Source organism: Nocardioides panaciterrulae (assembly GCF_013409645.1).
Classification (GTDB): Bacteria; Actinomycetota; Actinomycetes; order Propionibacteriales; family Nocardioidaceae; genus Nocardioides; species Nocardioides panaciterrulae.
In genome coordinates, this window is sequence record NZ_JACCBG010000001.1 from 2,471,143 (window position 1) to 2,486,073 (window position 14,931).

13 protein-coding genes are annotated in these 14,931 nt (G+C 73.9%); 4 read left to right on the forward strand and 9 right to left on the reverse strand.

The window, feature by feature from the left end:
* Positions 1-18 precede the first annotated feature (18 nt).
* Entirely contained in the window at positions 19-681 is a 663-nt protein-coding gene (locus BJZ21_RS21755) for a response regulator (RefSeq protein WP_179663906.1), read from the forward strand.
* Positions 678-2,060, forward strand: coding sequence for an ATP-binding protein (locus BJZ21_RS21760; protein ID WP_179663907.1), 1,383 nt, complete (start codon positions 678-680; stop codon positions 2,058-2,060). Before BJZ21_RS21755 ends, BJZ21_RS21760 begins: the two co-directional genes overlap by 4 nt.
* Positions 2,061-2,079: 19 nt before the next feature.
* On the opposite strand, the gene BJZ21_RS11690 is transcribed toward BJZ21_RS21760, so the two are convergent.
* Entirely contained in the window at positions 2,080-2,886 is an 807-nt protein-coding gene (locus BJZ21_RS11690) for an isocitrate lyase/PEP mutase family protein (RefSeq protein ID WP_179663908.1), read from the reverse strand.
* Between the two features lie 38 nt (positions 2,887-2,924).
* Between BJZ21_RS11690 and BJZ21_RS11695 the strand changes: the two genes are divergently transcribed.
* Positions 2,925-3,875: a proline iminopeptidase-family hydrolase gene (locus tag BJZ21_RS11695; RefSeq protein ID WP_218851458.1), complete on the forward strand. Its 951-nt coding sequence runs from the start codon at positions 2,925-2,927 to the stop codon at positions 3,873-3,875.
* 41 nt (positions 3,876-3,916) lie between these two features.
* Here the strand turns inward: BJZ21_RS11695 and BJZ21_RS11700 are convergent, their stop codons facing one another.
* Entirely contained in the window at positions 3,917-4,438 is a 522-nt protein-coding gene (locus tag BJZ21_RS11700) for an ATP-binding protein (protein ID WP_179663909.1), read from the reverse strand.
* Positions 4,439-4,809: 371 nt separating this feature from the next.
* On the opposite strand from BJZ21_RS11700, the gene BJZ21_RS11705 reads away from it, so the two are divergent.
* Complete coding sequence (locus tag BJZ21_RS11705) at positions 4,810-5,256, forward strand: GNAT family N-acetyltransferase (RefSeq protein ID WP_218851460.1); 447 nt, start codon at positions 4,810-4,812, stop codon at positions 5,254-5,256.
* Between the two features lie 99 nt (positions 5,257-5,355).
* On the opposite strand, the gene BJZ21_RS11710 is transcribed toward BJZ21_RS11705, so the two are convergent.
* The 7 genes from BJZ21_RS11710 to BJZ21_RS11740 form a co-directional block, all read right to left on the reverse strand.
* On the reverse strand, positions 5,356-8,334 hold the full coding sequence (locus tag BJZ21_RS11710; RefSeq protein ID WP_179663911.1) for a bifunctional [glutamine synthetase] adenylyltransferase/[glutamine synthetase]-adenylyl-L-tyrosine phosphorylase: 2,979 nt from the start codon (positions 8,332-8,334) through the stop codon (positions 5,356-5,358).
* Between the two features lie 7 nt (positions 8,335-8,341).
* Positions 8,342-9,085, reverse strand: coding sequence for a glutamine amidotransferase-related protein (locus BJZ21_RS11715; protein ID WP_179663912.1), 744 nt, complete (start codon positions 9,083-9,085; stop codon positions 8,342-8,344).
* A gap of 9 nt (positions 9,086-9,094) precedes the next feature.
* Complete coding sequence (locus BJZ21_RS11720; RefSeq protein WP_179663913.1) at positions 9,095-9,511, reverse strand: hypothetical protein; 417 nt, start codon at positions 9,509-9,511, stop codon at positions 9,095-9,097.
* A gap of 13 nt (positions 9,512-9,524) precedes the next feature.
* Positions 9,525-10,862, reverse strand: a complete 1,338-nt coding sequence (locus BJZ21_RS11725; protein WP_179663914.1) for a glutamine synthetase family protein — start codon at positions 10,860-10,862, stop codon at positions 9,525-9,527.
* A 356-nt stretch (positions 10,863-11,218) separates the two neighbouring features.
* The gene (locus BJZ21_RS11730; RefSeq protein WP_179663915.1) at positions 11,219-11,887 is read right to left on the reverse strand and encodes a hypothetical protein; all 669 of its coding nucleotides are present in this window, start codon (positions 11,885-11,887) and stop codon (positions 11,219-11,221) included.
* A gap of 111 nt (positions 11,888-11,998) precedes the next feature.
* A complete protein-coding gene (locus BJZ21_RS11735; RefSeq protein WP_179663916.1) occupies positions 11,999-12,634 on the reverse strand; it encodes a hypothetical protein in 636 nt (211 codons plus the stop codon).
* A 221-nt stretch (positions 12,635-12,855) separates the two neighbouring features.
* Positions 12,856-14,913 carry an NAD(+) synthase gene (locus tag BJZ21_RS11740; protein WP_179663917.1) on the reverse strand — a complete coding sequence of 686 codons (2,058 nt, stop codon included), beginning with the start codon at positions 14,911-14,913 and terminating at the stop codon, positions 12,856-12,858.
* Positions 14,914-14,931: the final 18 nt, after the last annotated feature.

Here is a 14,931-nt window from a genome sequence, read left to right on the forward strand (position 1 = left end):
GTCACGACGAGGAGAGCAGTGGCGACCGTAGGGCTCTGCGAGGACGACCCGGCGATCCGGCGCGTCGTCACGCAGGCCCTCGAGCTGACCGGCCACTCGGTGGTCACCGCCCACACCGGCGCCGAGGCGCTGCGCCGGTTCGGGAACGACGCTGTCCTCGACGCCATCGTGCTGGACATCGGCCTCCCCGACGCGGACGGCCGTGACGTCTGCCAGGCGCTGCGGTCGGCCGGCCAGTCGGCGCCGGTGCTGTTCCTGACCGCGCTCGGCGCCGTCCACGACCGGCTCTCCGGCTTCAGCGCCGGCGCCGACGACTACCTGCCCAAGCCGTTCGACGTCAAGGAGCTGCTCGCCCGGGTCGAGGCGCTCGCCCGCCGCGGGCGGCCCGCGCCGGCTCCGGTCGCCGGGCTGACGCTCGACCCTGGCCGGCACTCGCTGCGGCACGCGGACGCCGAGGTGCTGCTCAGCCCCACGGAGTTCCGGATGCTCGCCGCCATCACCTCCCGCCCCGGTGAGGTGGTGCGCCGCCAGGCCGTGGTCTCCGCCGCCTGGCCGGACGGCGCCCGGGTCAGCGAGAACACCGTCGACTCCTACATCCGCCGGATCCGGGTCAAGCTGCGCGAGATCGACGCGCCCGTGACGCTGCGCACCGTCCGCGGTGTCGGGTTCCAGCTGCGGTGAGGACGCCCCGCTGGCTGGCCACCAGCTTCCGGTCCCAGATGGTGCTGACCACCATGGTGCTGACCGCCCTGGGCATGCTGGTGGTGACCCTGGGCCTGCAGCTGATCATGCACCGGGTGATCCAGGGCAACCTCGACCGGGTGCTGCACGAGCGCGCGGACGCGGTCATCGCCGGCGCCGACGCCGCCTCCGGGTCCCAGCTCGTGGTGCCCGAGGAGGTCCTCGACCCCGGCTCGCGGGTGTACGACGCGGACGGCCGGCCGGTCGCGGGGGCGGAGTGGCGGCGGGTCGCGGCCGAGATGGCCGAGCTGTCGCACGCCACCTCGCCGCGCAGCCTGGACATCGGGGAGCAGTACCGCCTCTACGCCCGCCCCTTCACCACCTCGTCCGGCCGGCACGGGGTCGTGGTGGTCAGCGAGTCCCGGCACCCCTACGAGGAGACCGAGCTCTACATCCTGCTGACCAGCCTGGTGGTCGGCGCCCTGGTGGTCGTGACGGTCGGCGTGATCGCCCGCTGGGCCACCGCCCGGGCGCTGGCGCCGGTCGCGCAGATGGCCGAGCGGGCCACCGACTGGAGCGAGCACGACCTCGGCCGGCGCTTCGGCCTCGGCCCGCCCATCAACGAGATCTCCTCGCTCGGGGCCACGCTCGACCGGCTGCTGGAGCGGGTGGCGATGACGATCCGCGCCGAGCAGCGGCTCACCGCCGAGCTGGCCCACGAGCTGCGCACCCCCCTGGCCGCGATCCAGGGGTCGGCGGACCTCGCGCTGCTGCGCGGAGGGCTGAGCGAGGAGGTCCGCGCCGACCTCGAGCAGGTCGCCGCCTCCTCGCGCGTCATGGCCGAGACCATCTCGACGCTGCTCGACCTGGCCCGGCGCGCCGGCGACGAGCCCACCGCCACCTGCCGGCTCGGCGACGTCGTGGAGGCCGTGCGCCCGCTGGTGCCCGCCGGCCCCGAGGGCGCCGGGGGCGCCGGGGGCGGGGTCGTTGGGGGCACCGGGGACGGGGGCGTTGGGGGCACCGGGTGGTCCGAGGCAGTCCCGGACCCGGCGGTCCGGCTGGCCGCTCCGCGTGACCTCGTGGTCCGGGCCCTCTCCCCCGTCATCGAGAACGCCGTCCGGCACGCGCGGTCGGCGATCTCGCTGCGCGCGGTCGCGTCCGCCTCCGCAGTGGAGCTGCACGTGCACGACGACGGCCCCGGCGTGGACGACTCGGTTCGCGAGCAATTGTTCGCCCCCGGCACGGTCGGGCCCGGCGGCGGCACCGGCCTCGGGCTCGGGATCGCCCGGCGGGTGGCGCGCAGCATCGGCGGGGACGTCGAGCTGGCCGAGGACGACGGTCCGGGCGCGACCTTCGTCGTACGCGTGCCCCGGCTGTGAGGCCGCGCCTCCCCCGACGTCAGTTGAGGATGCGCATCGTCTCCGGCACGCCCCCACCCCGGTGCACGTCCTCGACCAGGTGCTGCAGGGCGGTGAGCGCGACGTTCTGGCTCATCGGGCCGTAGGACACCCGCGCCACCCCGAGCTCCTCCAGCCTGGCCAGGGGCGGCACGCCGGGGATGGCGATCATCGTCAACCGCTGCGGGCCGAACGCGTCGACCAGCGCCCCGACCTGCTCCTCGTCCAGCCGCGCGGGGACGAAGACGACCGGGGCACCGGCGTCGAGGTAGGCGCGGCCGCGCTCGACGGCGTCCGCGAGGTTCACCGCCGGCTCGCGGTTCCGCCCGAGGGAGAAGGCGTCGGTGCGGGCGTTGAGCACGAAGTCGACCCCCTCCTGCTCGGCCATCCGCATGATCCGCTCGACGTTGGCGGCGGCCTCGGCCACCGGCCGGAGCTGGTCCTCGATGTTGGCACCGACCACGCCCAGGCCGATGGCGCGCCGCACGGTCTCGGCCGGGTCGCCGTACCCGCCCTCGAGGTCGGCGGTGACCGGCAGCTCGGTGGCCCGCACGATGCGGCCCACCATGTCGAGCATCAGGTCCACCGGGATGTGCTCGCCGTCCTCGTAGCCGAGCGTGGCGGCGATCGAGTGGCTCGCGGTCGCCAGCGCGCGGGTGCCCTCCACCGCCGCGACCGTGGTGGCGCTGACGACGTCCCAGACGTTGACGACCCTCAGCAGCGCCGGATCACGGTGCAGGCGCAGCAGCTCGGCGCCCCTCCGGGCGGTCGGGGTGAGGGTCACGGATCGGGACGCGGGGTCGGCCATGCAGCGAATCTAGCGTCGGCGGTGGCACAGTACCGCTCGTGGACATCGACCTCGCCAGCTATCTCGACGACACCGGCCGCCCCGACCGCCTCTCCGGCGGGGTCCGGATGGTGCCGGTCGACACGCCCGCGGGCGAGTTCCGGGTGTGGACCAGGCGGTTCGGCAACAACCCGCGCCTGAAGGTGCTGCTGCTGCACGGCGGGCCCGGGGCCACCTCGGAGTACCTCGAGCCGTTCGACTCCTGGCTGCCGGGCGCCGGTGTCGAGTACTACCACTACGACCAGCTCGGGTCGCTGCGCAGCGACCACCCCGAGGACCCCTCGCTGTGGGAGATCGACCGGTTCGTCGACGAGGTCGAGCAGGTCCGGGTCGCCCTGGGCCTCTCCAGTGACAACTTCGTCCTCTACGGCCAGTCCTGGGGCGGCCTGCTCGCGCTGGAGTACGCCTTGGCCCACCAGGAGCACCTCAAGGGCCTGGTGGTGTCCAACATGATGGCCAGCATCCCCGCCTACAACGAGTACGCCGAGCGGGTGCTGATGCCGCGGATGGACCCCGCGGCGCTGGCCGAGATCATGCGGCTCGAGGCGACCGGCGCGACCGGCGACCCGTCGTACGAGGCGCTGCTGCTCGAGCACCACTACGTGCACCACGTCTGCCGGATGCCCGCCGAGGAGTGGCCCGAGCCGGTGGTGCGCGGGTTCGCGCACATCAACCAGGACATCTACGTGCCGCTGCAGGGGCCCAGTGAGCTCGGCGCCAGCGGCAAGCTCGTCGATTGGGACCGCACCGGCGACCTGCACCGGATCACGGTGCCGGCGCTGGTGATGGGCGCCGAGCACGACACCATGGACCCGGCGCACATGCGGTGGATGGCCGAGCAGCTGCCGGCCGGCCGCTACCACCACAGCCCCGAGGGCAGCCACCTCGCGCTCGTGGACGACCAGGAGACCTACATGCGCGGCCTGCTGGAGTTCCTGGGCGGGCTCTGACCGACCTCTGACCGGCCGGCCCCGCCCAGCGTCCCTGCTCGCTAGGAGTCCGCGCGCAGCCGCTGCCAGAGCGGGTGGTCGTCGTCGTAGTCCAGGTTCTTGACCATGTGCACCACGGTCCCCTCCTGGGGCTCGTGACGGAACGCCAGCCGGTCGACCAGGGCCCGCATCAGCTGCAGTCCCCGCCCGGTCTCGTCGTCCTCGCCGCGCTCGACCGCCGCGCCGTCGTAGCCCCCGCCGTGGTCGAGCACCGTGATCGCACACCGGTCGGCCGCCAGCGCGACCTGCACCTCGTAGGTGTCGGTGTCGGTCGCGTGGTGGATCACGTTGGCGCAGGCCTCGGTGATCGCCAGCTCCACGTCGCTGATCTGGTCGTCGAGCACCCCGAAGGCCCGCAGGGCCTGGGCGGCGAGCCGCCGCACCACGGGCACGCTCACGCTCTCGCGGGGCAGGTTCACCGACAGGTCCAGCCGCGGGGCGTTGTCGGGGGGAGAGCCCCCGGCCGTCACCTGCGCGGGTGCCGGCTCCGAAGGCGTGGAGTCCGGGTCGTTCAGGGATGCCATGGTCCGCCCTCTGGTCTGGGGTTCGTGTCCCACACTGCTTGCCCGTTGCGAGCACCGGCGAAACGGTGACGCACACCGCTGTCCCCGTTGGTTTCAGCGGCCCCTCGCGGGGCGCGGGCCCGCGGCCGATCGTGCGGGCCCAGAAGGTGGCCCGGCACCCTCGCGCGCCGCCCGGACCGCCACCGGCCTCAGCCCGGAGGAGAGGTTGAGCCACCCAGCGGCTCAAAGTCTCCTCTGGGATCTCGGGCACGACAGCAGGACCTCTCGGCCGAGGAGCGGGCGAGGGTTCTGACCGGGCCCAGGGAGACCGCGCCCCGGCACCGAGCAGGAGGTCCCGGGCGCCCGGCATGGCCAGGCTAGGGTCCTGCGCCGTGACCGACGACCGCCAAGAGACTCCCCTCGTCCTCCGCACCGGTGGCGCCGACCCCGAGCTCGACCGGCAGCTGTCCGCCGGCTTGGACGCCCACAACTTCGCCGCCACCGGACGCGACGACCTGCGCGAGCTGACCGTGAAGGTCGAGGACTCCGACGGCCAGCTGGTCGCCGGGCTCAGCGGCTGGACCTGGGCGACGTGCGCCGGCATCGGCATGGTCTGGGTGCGCGAGGACAGCCGCCGCGACGGTTGGGGCGGGCGGCTGCTGGCCACCGCCGAGGAGGAGGCCCGCGCCCGCGGCTGCACGCAGGTCGTGGTGTCCTCGTTCACCTTCCAGGCGCCGGGGTTCTACGAGCGGCACGGGTACGCCGAGTTCGCGCGCACCGAGGGCGTCCCGGTCGCGGGCCAGGCCGACGTACACCTCCGCAAGGACCTCGCCGGCTGAAGGTCGACGACCCGACTCAACCCGGCAGCGGGCCCAACTCAACTCGGGAGCGGGCCCAACTCAACCCGGCAGGGGGCCCAACTCAACATGGGGGGCGGGTCAGCCCCAGAACACCTTGTCGACCACGGCGCGGGCCCGCCGGGTGACGCGCAGGTAGTCGTTGACCATGCTGTCCGAGGCCCCGAGCGGGTAGCCGAGGACGCTGGCGACGGCGGCCTTCTCGCGCGGGTCGCGGGGCAGGTGGTCCCCCGGCTTGCCGCGCACCAGGGTGACCGCGTTGCGCACCCGGCTGACCGTGCGCCAGGCGTGCACGAGCTCGTCGGCGTCCTCGGCCTCGAGCAGGCCGACCTCGCGGGCGGCGGTGAGCGCCTCCAGGGTCCGCGAGGTGCGCAGCCCGGGCACCTGGCCGGCGTACCTCATCTGCAGCAGCTGGATCGTCCACTCGATGTCGGCCAGGCCGCCGCGACCGAGCTTGAGGTGGGTCTGCGGGTCCGCGCCGCGCGGGAGCCGCTCCTGGTCGACCCGGGCCTTGATCCGGCGGATCTCCAGCACGTCGTCCTCGGAGATCCCCTCCGCCGGGAACCGCAACGGGTCGACCAGCTCGACGAACCGCCGCCGCAGCTCGGGATCGCCGACGACCGCGTCGGCGCGCAGCAGGGCCTGGGCCTCCCACACCTTCGACCACTTGCCGTAGTAGGCGGCGTAGGAGTCCAGGGTCCGCACCAGCGGCCCCTGCTTGCCCTCGGGCCGCAGGTCGGCGTCGACCTCCAGCGCGGGGTCGGGGCCGGGCAGCGAGAGCAGCCGGCGCAGCTCGTTCGCCACCCCCTGGGCGTACGACGAGGCCTGCTGCGGGTCGGCGCCCGGCTCCGGGTCGTGCACGAACAGCACGTCCGCGTCCGAGCCGTAGGAGAGCTCGAACCCGCCGTACCTGCCCATAGCGACCACCGCCATCCGGGTGGGCGCATCGTCGATGCCGCGCTGCTCGCGGACCGCCCGGCCGGCGATCTCCAGCGTGGCCTCGAGCGTGGCGTCGGTGAGCCGGGACAGCCCGGCGCCGACCTCGGCGACGTCGACGAGCCCCAGCAGGTCGCCGGCGGCGATCCGGAGCAGCTCGCGACGGCGGATCGCCCGGACCGCCCGGGTCGCCTTCTCGTGGTCCACCTGCCGGCGCCCGGAGGCGAGCATCTCCTCGGTGAGCGCCTCGGCCGAGAGCGGCTGGAGGTCCTCCCCCAGCATCCGCACCCCCTGCGGCTCGCGCTCGAGCAGGCCGGAAGCGTAGCGGGAGGTGGCGAGCATCCGCGCGAGCCGCTCGGCCACCTGGCCCTCGTCGCGCAGCGTCTTGAGGTACCACGGCGAGTCGCCCAGCGACTCGCTGATCCGGCGGAAGCCGAACAGCCCCGCGTCCGGATCGGGCGCGTCGGCGAACCACTCGAGCATCGCGGGCAGCAGCGTGCGCTGGATGTTCGCGCTGCGGGTGACCCCGCTGGTGAGCGCCTCGAGGTGGCGCAGCGCGGCCTTCGGGTCGAGGTAGCCCAGCGCCGCCAGCCGCTCGCCGGCGGCCTCCAGCGAGAGCCGCGCCTCGGTGCCGGGGATCCTGGCGACCGCCGCCAGCAGCGGTCGGTAGAAGAGCTTCTCGTGGAGCCGGCGGACCTCGCGCCGGTGGTGCTGCCAGGTCTTCTCCAGCGAGGCGGCCGGCTCCCGGGCCATCCCCATGCTCCGGCCCAGCCGCCGCAGGGAGTCCTCGTCCTCGGGCACCACGTGGGTGCGGCGCAGGCCGTAGAGCTGCAGGCGGTGCTCGAGGGTGCGCAGGAAGACGTAGGCCTCGTGCAGGGCCTCCCCGTCCTCGCGGCCGACGTACCCTCCGTGGGTCAGCTCGGCCAGCGCGCTGAGCGTGGTGGGCGGCCGGATCCGCTCGTCGGCGCGACCGTGCACGAGCTGCAGCAGCTGGACGGCGAACTCCACGTCGCGCAGCCCGCCGGCGCCGAGCTTGAGCTGCCGGTCGGCCTCCCGAGGCGGGATGTTCTCGATGACCCGGCGCCGCATCGCCTGGGTGTCGGCCACGAACCCCTCCCGCTCGGCGGCGGTCCACACCAGCGGCGTGACGATCTCGAGGTAGTCGCTCCCGAGCGCCGGGTCGCCGGCCACCGGCCGGGCCTTGAGCAGCGCCTGGAACTCCCAGGTCTTCGCCCAGCGCTCGTAGTAGCCGCGGTGGCTGGCCAGCGTCCGGACCAGGGGCCCGGCCTTGCCCTCCGGGCGCAGCGCCGCATCGACCGGCCAGATGGTGCCCTCGCCGGTGTGCTCGGAGCAGATCCGCATCAGGTGGCCGGCCAGCTGGCTCGCGACCCGAGCCGCGGCGTTCTCGTCACAGCCCTCCGCGGGCTCGAAGACGAAGATGACGTCGACGTCGGAGACGTAGTTCAGCTCGTGCCCGCCGCACTTGCCCATCGCGACCACCGCGAGCCGGGCCAGGCCGGCGTCCTCGCCCACCCGGGCCCGGGCGATCGCCAGCGCCGCCTCCAGGGTCCCGGCGGCGAGGTCGGAGAGCTCGGCGGCGGTGTCGTCGACCCCGAGGTCGTGGGCCAGGTCGCGGGCGGCCAGCCGGAGCAGCGCGCGACGGTACTCCACGCGCAGCGTGTCCACGGCCTCGGTGTCCGGCAGCGTCGCGACCGGCCTCGGGTCCCCGGGGTCCGCGCCGACGGCGCGCAGCAGGTCGGCGCGCAGGGCGTACGCCGGGGGCCGGGTGGCCCCTAGCAGCGGGTCGGTGAGCTCCCGCCACTGCTCGGGGTGCCGGACCAGGTGGTCGCCGAGCGCCTCGCTGGCGCCGAGCACCGACAGCAGCCGCATCGCGGTGCCCTCGTCGTCGGCGACCTCGGCCAGCATCGCCTCCGCGTCGTCGAGCCGCTCGGACAGCCGGCGCAGCGTCGCCACCGCCAGGTCGGGGTCCGCGCTGCGGGCCAGCAGCGCCAGCAGCGGCTCCGCGGCCGACCCCAGCCCTCCCAGGGCCGCCAGCGACGCCTCGGGATCGCGGAACCCCAGCCGCAGCAGGGACCCCTTGGTGGTGGTGGTCGGCCGGCTCACCGCGGGCTCAGCGGTCCGTGGCCGGCACCGAGGCCCGGGCCCGGGCCCGGGCGAGCGCGGCGAACGAGGCCGCCAACGGCCGCCACGCCTCGTCGAGCTCGGTGCGCGCGACGTCGATGTCGCGCAGCAGCGCCTCCTGGTCGATGCCCCGGGCCCGGTGCGAGCCCTCGTCGGAGGCCGCCCAGGGCCGCACCACCTCCAGGTCGGCCTCGGGGTGCAGCTGCACGCCCCAGACGGTCGCCGCGTGCCGGGCGACCTGCACGTCACCCCCGGAGCGGGCCAGCACCACCGCGCCCGGCGGGGGCGTGAGGACCACGTCGTTGTTCCAGTGCACGCCGCGGCGCGGGGTGGCCACCGGGGCGAAGAGCGGGTCATCGGCCGCGCGCTCGTGCCAGCCGACGTCGAGCAGGCCGAGCTGCTGGCCGCGGGGGTTGACCCCGACGGTGCCGCCCAGCGCCACGGCCGCGAGCTGGTGGCCCAGGCAGACGCCCAGGGTCGGCACCTCGGCGGTGGCGGCGGCCCGGACCCGGTCCTTGACCGGGCCGAGCCAGCGGTGCTCCGCGTCGTCGTTCGCGCCCATCGAGCCGCCCAGCACCACCAGCCCGTCGTACGCCGCCGGGTCGGGCAGCTCGTCGCCGGCGTAGGGCCGGCACACCTCGACGGTGCAGCCGGCGTCGACCAGCCAGCGCCCGATCAGGGCCGGCGGGCACATGTCCTCGTGCTGGACCACGAGCACGGTCGCTTCGCTCACGCCCGCAACCTACCGGCCCGCGGGTGGGGCGTGGTCGTCGTCCCGCCCGGGGAGCAGGGCCAGGAGCAGCAGCAGGATGCCGACGAGCAGGAGCAGGACCCCTGTTACCCGGCTGCTCAGCAGCAGCCCAGCCACGGTGGTGACGGTGGCCGTGACCGGCACCGCCACCCGGGCCGACGCGTCGCCCTCGTGCAGGACCCCGCGGCTCCAGCCGGCGAGCGTCAGCATCGCGATGGCCGGCAGCAGCACCAGCATGACCACCAGCCCGACGGCGGCACCGGCGAACAGCAGCCATACCCCCCAGACCAGGAGCCACCCGCCGAGGGCGACCACCACCCACAAGGTCATCAGCAGCTGGCGCGCCCGCTCGGGCACGTACGGCTCGCGCTGCGCCTTCCCGGTCGGGGACCGGTCCGAACGGGCCATCACAGGAGGGCCGTCACAGGACGGGGAGCATGCGGTCGCGCTCGAAGGCCGAGACCTGGCCGCGATACTCCTCCCACTCCTGGCGCTTGTTGCGCAGGAAGAAGTCGAAGACGTGCTCGCCCAGCGTCTCGGCCAGCAGCTCGGACTCCTCGGCGATGCCGATCGCGTCGTGCAGGTTGCGCGGCAGCGGGTCGATGCCGAGCGCCTTGCGCTCGCGCTCGGAGAGGGACCAGACGTCGTCCTCGGCCTCCCGCGGCAGCTCGTAGCCCTGCTCGATCCCCTTCATCCCGGCCGCGAGCACCACGGCGAAGGCGAGGTAGGGGTTGCAGGCGGCGTCGATCGTGCGTAGCTCGATGCGGGTGGACTGGCCCTTGTTGGGCTTGTACATCGGCACCCGCACCATCGCGGAGCGGTTGTTGTGGCCCCAGCAGATGTACGACGGGGCCTCGCCGCCGAACATCATCCGCTTGTAGCTGTTGACCCACTGGTTGGTGACGCAGCTGATCTCGCTGGCGTGCCGCAGCACCCCGGCGATGAACTGCCGGCCCACCTTGGACAGCTGGTACTCCGCGCCGGCCTCGAAGAACGCGTTGGTGTCGCCCTCGAACAGCGACACGTGGGTGTGCATGCCCGAGCCGGGGTGGGTGGTGAACGGCTTCGGCATGAACGTCGCCCAGATGCCCTGGCTGAGCGCCACCTCCCGGATCACGGTCCGGAACGTCATGATGTTGTCGGCGGTCGACAGCGCGTCGGCGTACCGCAGGTCGATCTCCTGCTGGCCGGGCCCGGCCTCGTGGTGGCTGAACTCCACCGAGATCCCCATCGACTCCAGCATCGTGATCGCCTCGCGGCGGAAGTCCGCGCCCATCGACTGGGCGGTGTGGTCGAAGTAGCCGCTGCGGTCCACCGGCACCGGCTCGTCGCCGGCCGCCGGGGTGTTCTTGAACAGGTAGAACTCGATCTCGGGGTGCGTGTAGAACGTGAACCCCTGCTCCGCGGCGCGGCTGAGCGTCCGCTTGAGCACGTAGCGCGGGTCGGCGTACGACGGGGAGTCGTCGGGCATGACGATGTCGCAGAACATCCGCGCGGTCGAGGGCCCCTCGCCCCGCCACGGCAGGATCTGGAACGTCGACGGATCGGGCTTGGCGAGCATGTCGGCCTCGTAGACCCGGGCGAACCCCTCGATCGCCGAGCCGTCGAACCCGATCCCCTCGGCGAACGCGCCCTCGAGCTCGGCCGGCGCCACCGCCACCGACTTCAAGAACCCGAGCACGTCGGTGAACCAGAGCCGGACGAACCGGACGTCACGCTCCTCGAGAGCGCGGAGAACGAAGTCTTCCTGCTTGCCCATGGGCCAACTATGGCGCATCGGTGGCACCGGCCACGCCAGGGTCTGCGGGGTTCAGCACCCGGACGCAGCACCGGCCGGTTCAAGGGTCGGTTCCCGGGGTCGGTTCCGGGGTCGGGGGGCCACCTCTGTGCCGTGGCCCCGCGCCGCTGGAGCTTCGCCCGGCGCGTCCGGTGCCGAGGTTTCGTTCAATTGTTTGGACTCAGGCCGGCCTACCGACCGGTAACCCCCCAAAGCTCGAGCAATTGAACGAGTCGCCGAGCCCGTCACCCTCGACCGGGCCTGAGCTGTCGGGTAGCCGCCGCGGACAGCCCGCCGACGCGGACCGACCTGCCTGGCCTACGAGGCGCCGGCGCGCCTCACGGACGCTCGCAGAAGATCACGTCCTGCGCCCCGAGGATGCCCCTGTAGGCGTGGAGCATCGGCTTCCACCACGGCACGGTCGTGGCGATCCAGGCGCGTGCGGCCGTCGTGGGCGAGCCGTCCACGCCGGGGACCCTGACCCTGCGGACGGTGAGGTCCAGCAGCGCGGCGGTGCGGGTCGTGCCGGCCCAGCAGCCCGACGCCCGGTGCTTGTGGCTCGCCTCGCGGTTGGTCACCTGGGCGTCGACCGGCTCGTGTGCGTAGCGGAAGGCGATCTGGGTGACCGCTCCGGTGTTGCCCTCCCACGGCGCGGTCACCGAGGCGCTGAGGCCGTGGGTGTGCCGGGTGGCGATGTCGAAGCTGACCCGTCCTTCGCGCACCCGGTGCGCCCTGGACTCCCACACGTGCTGGCGTCCGCGGACCGCCTGGTAGAGCCGCACGTGGCAGCGGTTGCAGCCGTCCACGAGGAAGGCCACGGTGGTCCGCTGCCCGCTCGCCGCCGTCGCGGCCGCGGGGGCCGTCGCGGCTGCGTGCGGGGCGGCCGGGGTGCCGGCGGCGTCGGCCGTGGCGGTGGCGGCGGTGGCGGCGGTCAGCGAGCCACCGGCCGCGACCAGCAGGCCGGTGGCCAGCAGGAGTCCCCGGCGGAGCGGGCCGATGCGGGTCATGTCGATCTCCTTCTCTCGGGACGGCCGGCGCCCCCGATGAGCGCCCGTCCGGTCCGTCGGGTGGGGAGACGCCCCCGGGTCGTGCTTTGTTGCGCCGGGCCCCTGTCCGCGTCACCGACAGGTCGGCACCTCCTGGGTGCCGAGGACCCCGTGCCGGGCCGGGAACATCGGCGCCAGCCACGAGGTCGTGGTCGGCAGGTAGGCGATGCTGCCGGGCACCCGGTGGATCTGGCCCTGCACCCGGACCTTGCGCACGACGACCGGCAGGGTCACCGCATCGCTGCGGGTGCCCTCCCAGCAAGCCGCGGCCCGGTGCTTGCTCCGCGCCTCGCGGAAGGACACGTGGTCGCCGACCAGCTCGCCGCCGTACCGCATCGCCACCGCGGTGAGGTAGCCGGTACGTCCCTCCCAGGGCGCGCGGACGATGATCGACATGCCCCAGGTGCGCCGGCTCGGCACGCGCCAGGTCACCGTCCCACCCTCGACGGTCTTCCTCCGGGACTCCCAGGCGCCGGGGTGGTCGGTGCCGGCGCCCGTGCCCTGGAGCAGCTGCACGACGCAGCCGCCGCAGCCGGGCATCTCCAGCGTCAGGGCGGTGCGGTGACCGGGCCGCTCGGCGGCCGCGGTCGTGGTGGCGGGCGAGGACCCGTCGGCGGGCGCGGCGGCGTAGGTCGCCGTGGCGACCGACGCGAGGCCCGCGAGGCCCACGAGGGTGGCGGCGAGGCGCCGCGCGATGGTGGTGGTCATGGCGGTTCTCCGGTTCCCACCGGGCGGCCCCGCCCACCCTGGACGACGCGTCCCCCCGATGTCGAGAGGTGTACGCCGCAGCCGGGGTTCCGGTTGCATCGCCGGTCCCCCGGGGCGATCCCGCCGGTCCCCCGGCGCGAGCCCGCCACGGGCGCCGGCGCCGGGCGATGCGCCCGGGTCGTACGCCGGGGCAGGGTCAACGGTCCCGCCGGCACCGGTGGTCAGTCGCCGGCCGGGACGAGCTCCTCGATCTCGGCGACCCACGCATCGGCCGCGGCGTCGGAGGGCATCCGCCAGTCACCGCGGGGCGACATCGTGCCGCCGGCGCTGACCTTGGGCCCGTTCGGCAGCGCGGAGCGCTTGAACTGGCTGGCGAAGAACCGGCGGACGAAGACCAGCAGCCACCGGCGGATCGTCGCGAGGTCGTAGGCGACCCGGCGGTCGTGAGGGAAGTTCGGCGGCCACTCCCCCGCGTCGGCGTCGTGCCAGGCGTGCCAGGCCAGGAAGGCGATCTTGCTGGGCCGGAACCCCTGGCGCAGCACGTAGTAGAGCGTGAGGTCCTGCAGCGCGTACGGCCCCACCGACTCCTCGGTCGACTGCGGCTTGTCGCTGTCCTTCTGCGGCACCAGCTCGGGCGTGATCTCCTGCTCGACGATCTCGGTCAGGACCTCGCTGGTCTCGTCGTCGAACTGGCCGGTCTCGGCCACCCACCGGATCAGGTGCTGGATGAGCGTCTTGGGGACGCCGGCGTTGACGTTGTAGTGCGACATCTGGTCGCCGACGCCGTACGTGCACCAGCCCAGCGCGAGCTCGGAGAGGTCGCCGGTGCCGAGCACGATGCCGCCGCGGTGGTTGGCCAGCCGGAAGAGGTAGTCGGTGCGCAGCCCGGCCTGGACGTTCTCGAAGGTGACGTCGTAGACCTCCTCGCCCCGGCTGAACGGGTGGTCGAGGTCGGCGAGCATCTGGCGGGCGGCGCCGGTGATGTCGAGCTCCTCGAAGGTGATGCCGAGGGACTTGCCGAGCCGGTAGGCATAGGACTTCGTAGTCTCCCCGGTGGCGAAGCCGGGCATGGTGATGCCGAGGATCTCGCTGCGCGGCCGCTCGAGGCGGTCCATCGCCTTGGCCGCGACGATCAGCGCATGGGTGGAGTCCAGGCCGCCGCTGACACCGATGACCACCTTGGGCTGCCAGGACGGACCGCTCATGGCGCGCAGCCGCTGCTCGAGCCCGGAGACCTGGATGTTGTAGGCCTCGTAGCAGTCCTGGGCGAGCCGGTCGGCGTCGTCGGGCACGAACGGGAACCGGTCCACCTTGCGCCGCAGCCCCAGGTCGCCGGCCGGGGGACGCAGCTCGAGCTCGATCGTGCGGAACTCCGCCACCCGCTGGTCGTGGGTGCGCCGGTTGTCGTCGAAGGTGCCCTGCCGCAGCCGCTCCTGGCGGATCCGGTCGAGGTCCACGTCGGCGACCGCGCGGCGCGGCCCCTCGGGGAAGCGGTCGCACTCGGCCAGCAGCTGGCCGCACTCGTAGACCATCGTCTGCCCGTCCCAGGACAGGTCGGTGGTCGACTCTCCCTGGCCACCGGCGGCATAGAGGTACGCCGCGCTGCAGCGCGAGCTCGCGCTGCGGACCAGCAGCCGCCGGTCCTCGGCCCGGGCCACGGTGATCGGGGAGCCGGAGATGTTCGCCAGCACCGTCGCCCCGGCCAGCGCGGCCTCGGCGCTGGGCGGGATCGGCACCCACATGTCCTCGCAGACCTCGACGTGCAGCCGCAGGCCGGGGACGTCGGTGGCCGCGAAGATCAGGTCCGGGCCGAGCGGCACCTCCTGGTCGCCGACCCGGACGGTCGCCCCGCGCCGGTCGTCACCCGGCGCGAACCACCGCCGCTCGTAGAACTCGCGGTAGGTCGGCAGGTAGGACTTCGGAGAGACCCCGAGCACCCGGCCCCGGTGGACGACGACCGCGCAGTTCAGCACCCGGTTGCCGTGCACCAGCGGGGCGCCGACGACCACGATCGGCAGCAGGTCGGTCGTGGCCCGGGCGATCTCCGCGATCGCCGCCTGGACGCCGTCGAGCACGACGTCCTGCAGGTGCAGGTCCTCGACCGAGTAGCCCACCAGGTTCAGCTCGGGGAAGACCGCCACCGCGACGCCGTCCTCGGAGCAGCGGCGCACCTCCTCGATCACCGTGCGCGCGTTGGCGGCGGGATCGGCGAGCGCGGTCGGCGCCGTGCAGGCCGCGACGCGGGCGAACCCGTGGGCGTAGGCGGAGAAGAAGTCCACGCTGGGAAGTTTCCCACG

What these genes read in the sequence shown, in the direction of transcription:
- BJZ21_RS11690 (WP_179663908.1), bottom strand. Translation starts at nt 2,886, where the DNA reads ATGGCCGACCCCGCGTCCCGATCCGTGACCCTCACCCCGACCGCCCGG.
- BJZ21_RS11730 (WP_179663915.1), bottom strand. Translation starts at nt 11,887, where the DNA reads ATGACCCGCATCGGCCCGCTCCGCCGGGGACTCCTGCTGGCCACCGGC.
- BJZ21_RS11725 (WP_179663914.1), bottom strand. Translation starts at nt 10,862, where the DNA reads ATGGGCAAGCAGGAAGACTTCGTTCTCCGCGCTCTCGAGGAGCGTGAC.
- BJZ21_RS11700 (WP_179663909.1), bottom strand. Translation starts at nt 4,438, where the DNA reads ATGGCATCCCTGAACGACCCGGACTCCACGCCTTCGGAGCCGGCACCC.
- BJZ21_RS11735 (WP_179663916.1), bottom strand. Translation starts at nt 12,634, where the DNA reads ATGACCACCACCATCGCGCGGCGCCTCGCCGCCACCCTCGTGGGCCTC.
- BJZ21_RS11720 (WP_179663913.1), bottom strand. Translation starts at nt 9,511, where the DNA reads ATGGCCCGTTCGGACCGGTCCCCGACCGGGAAGGCGCAGCGCGAGCCG.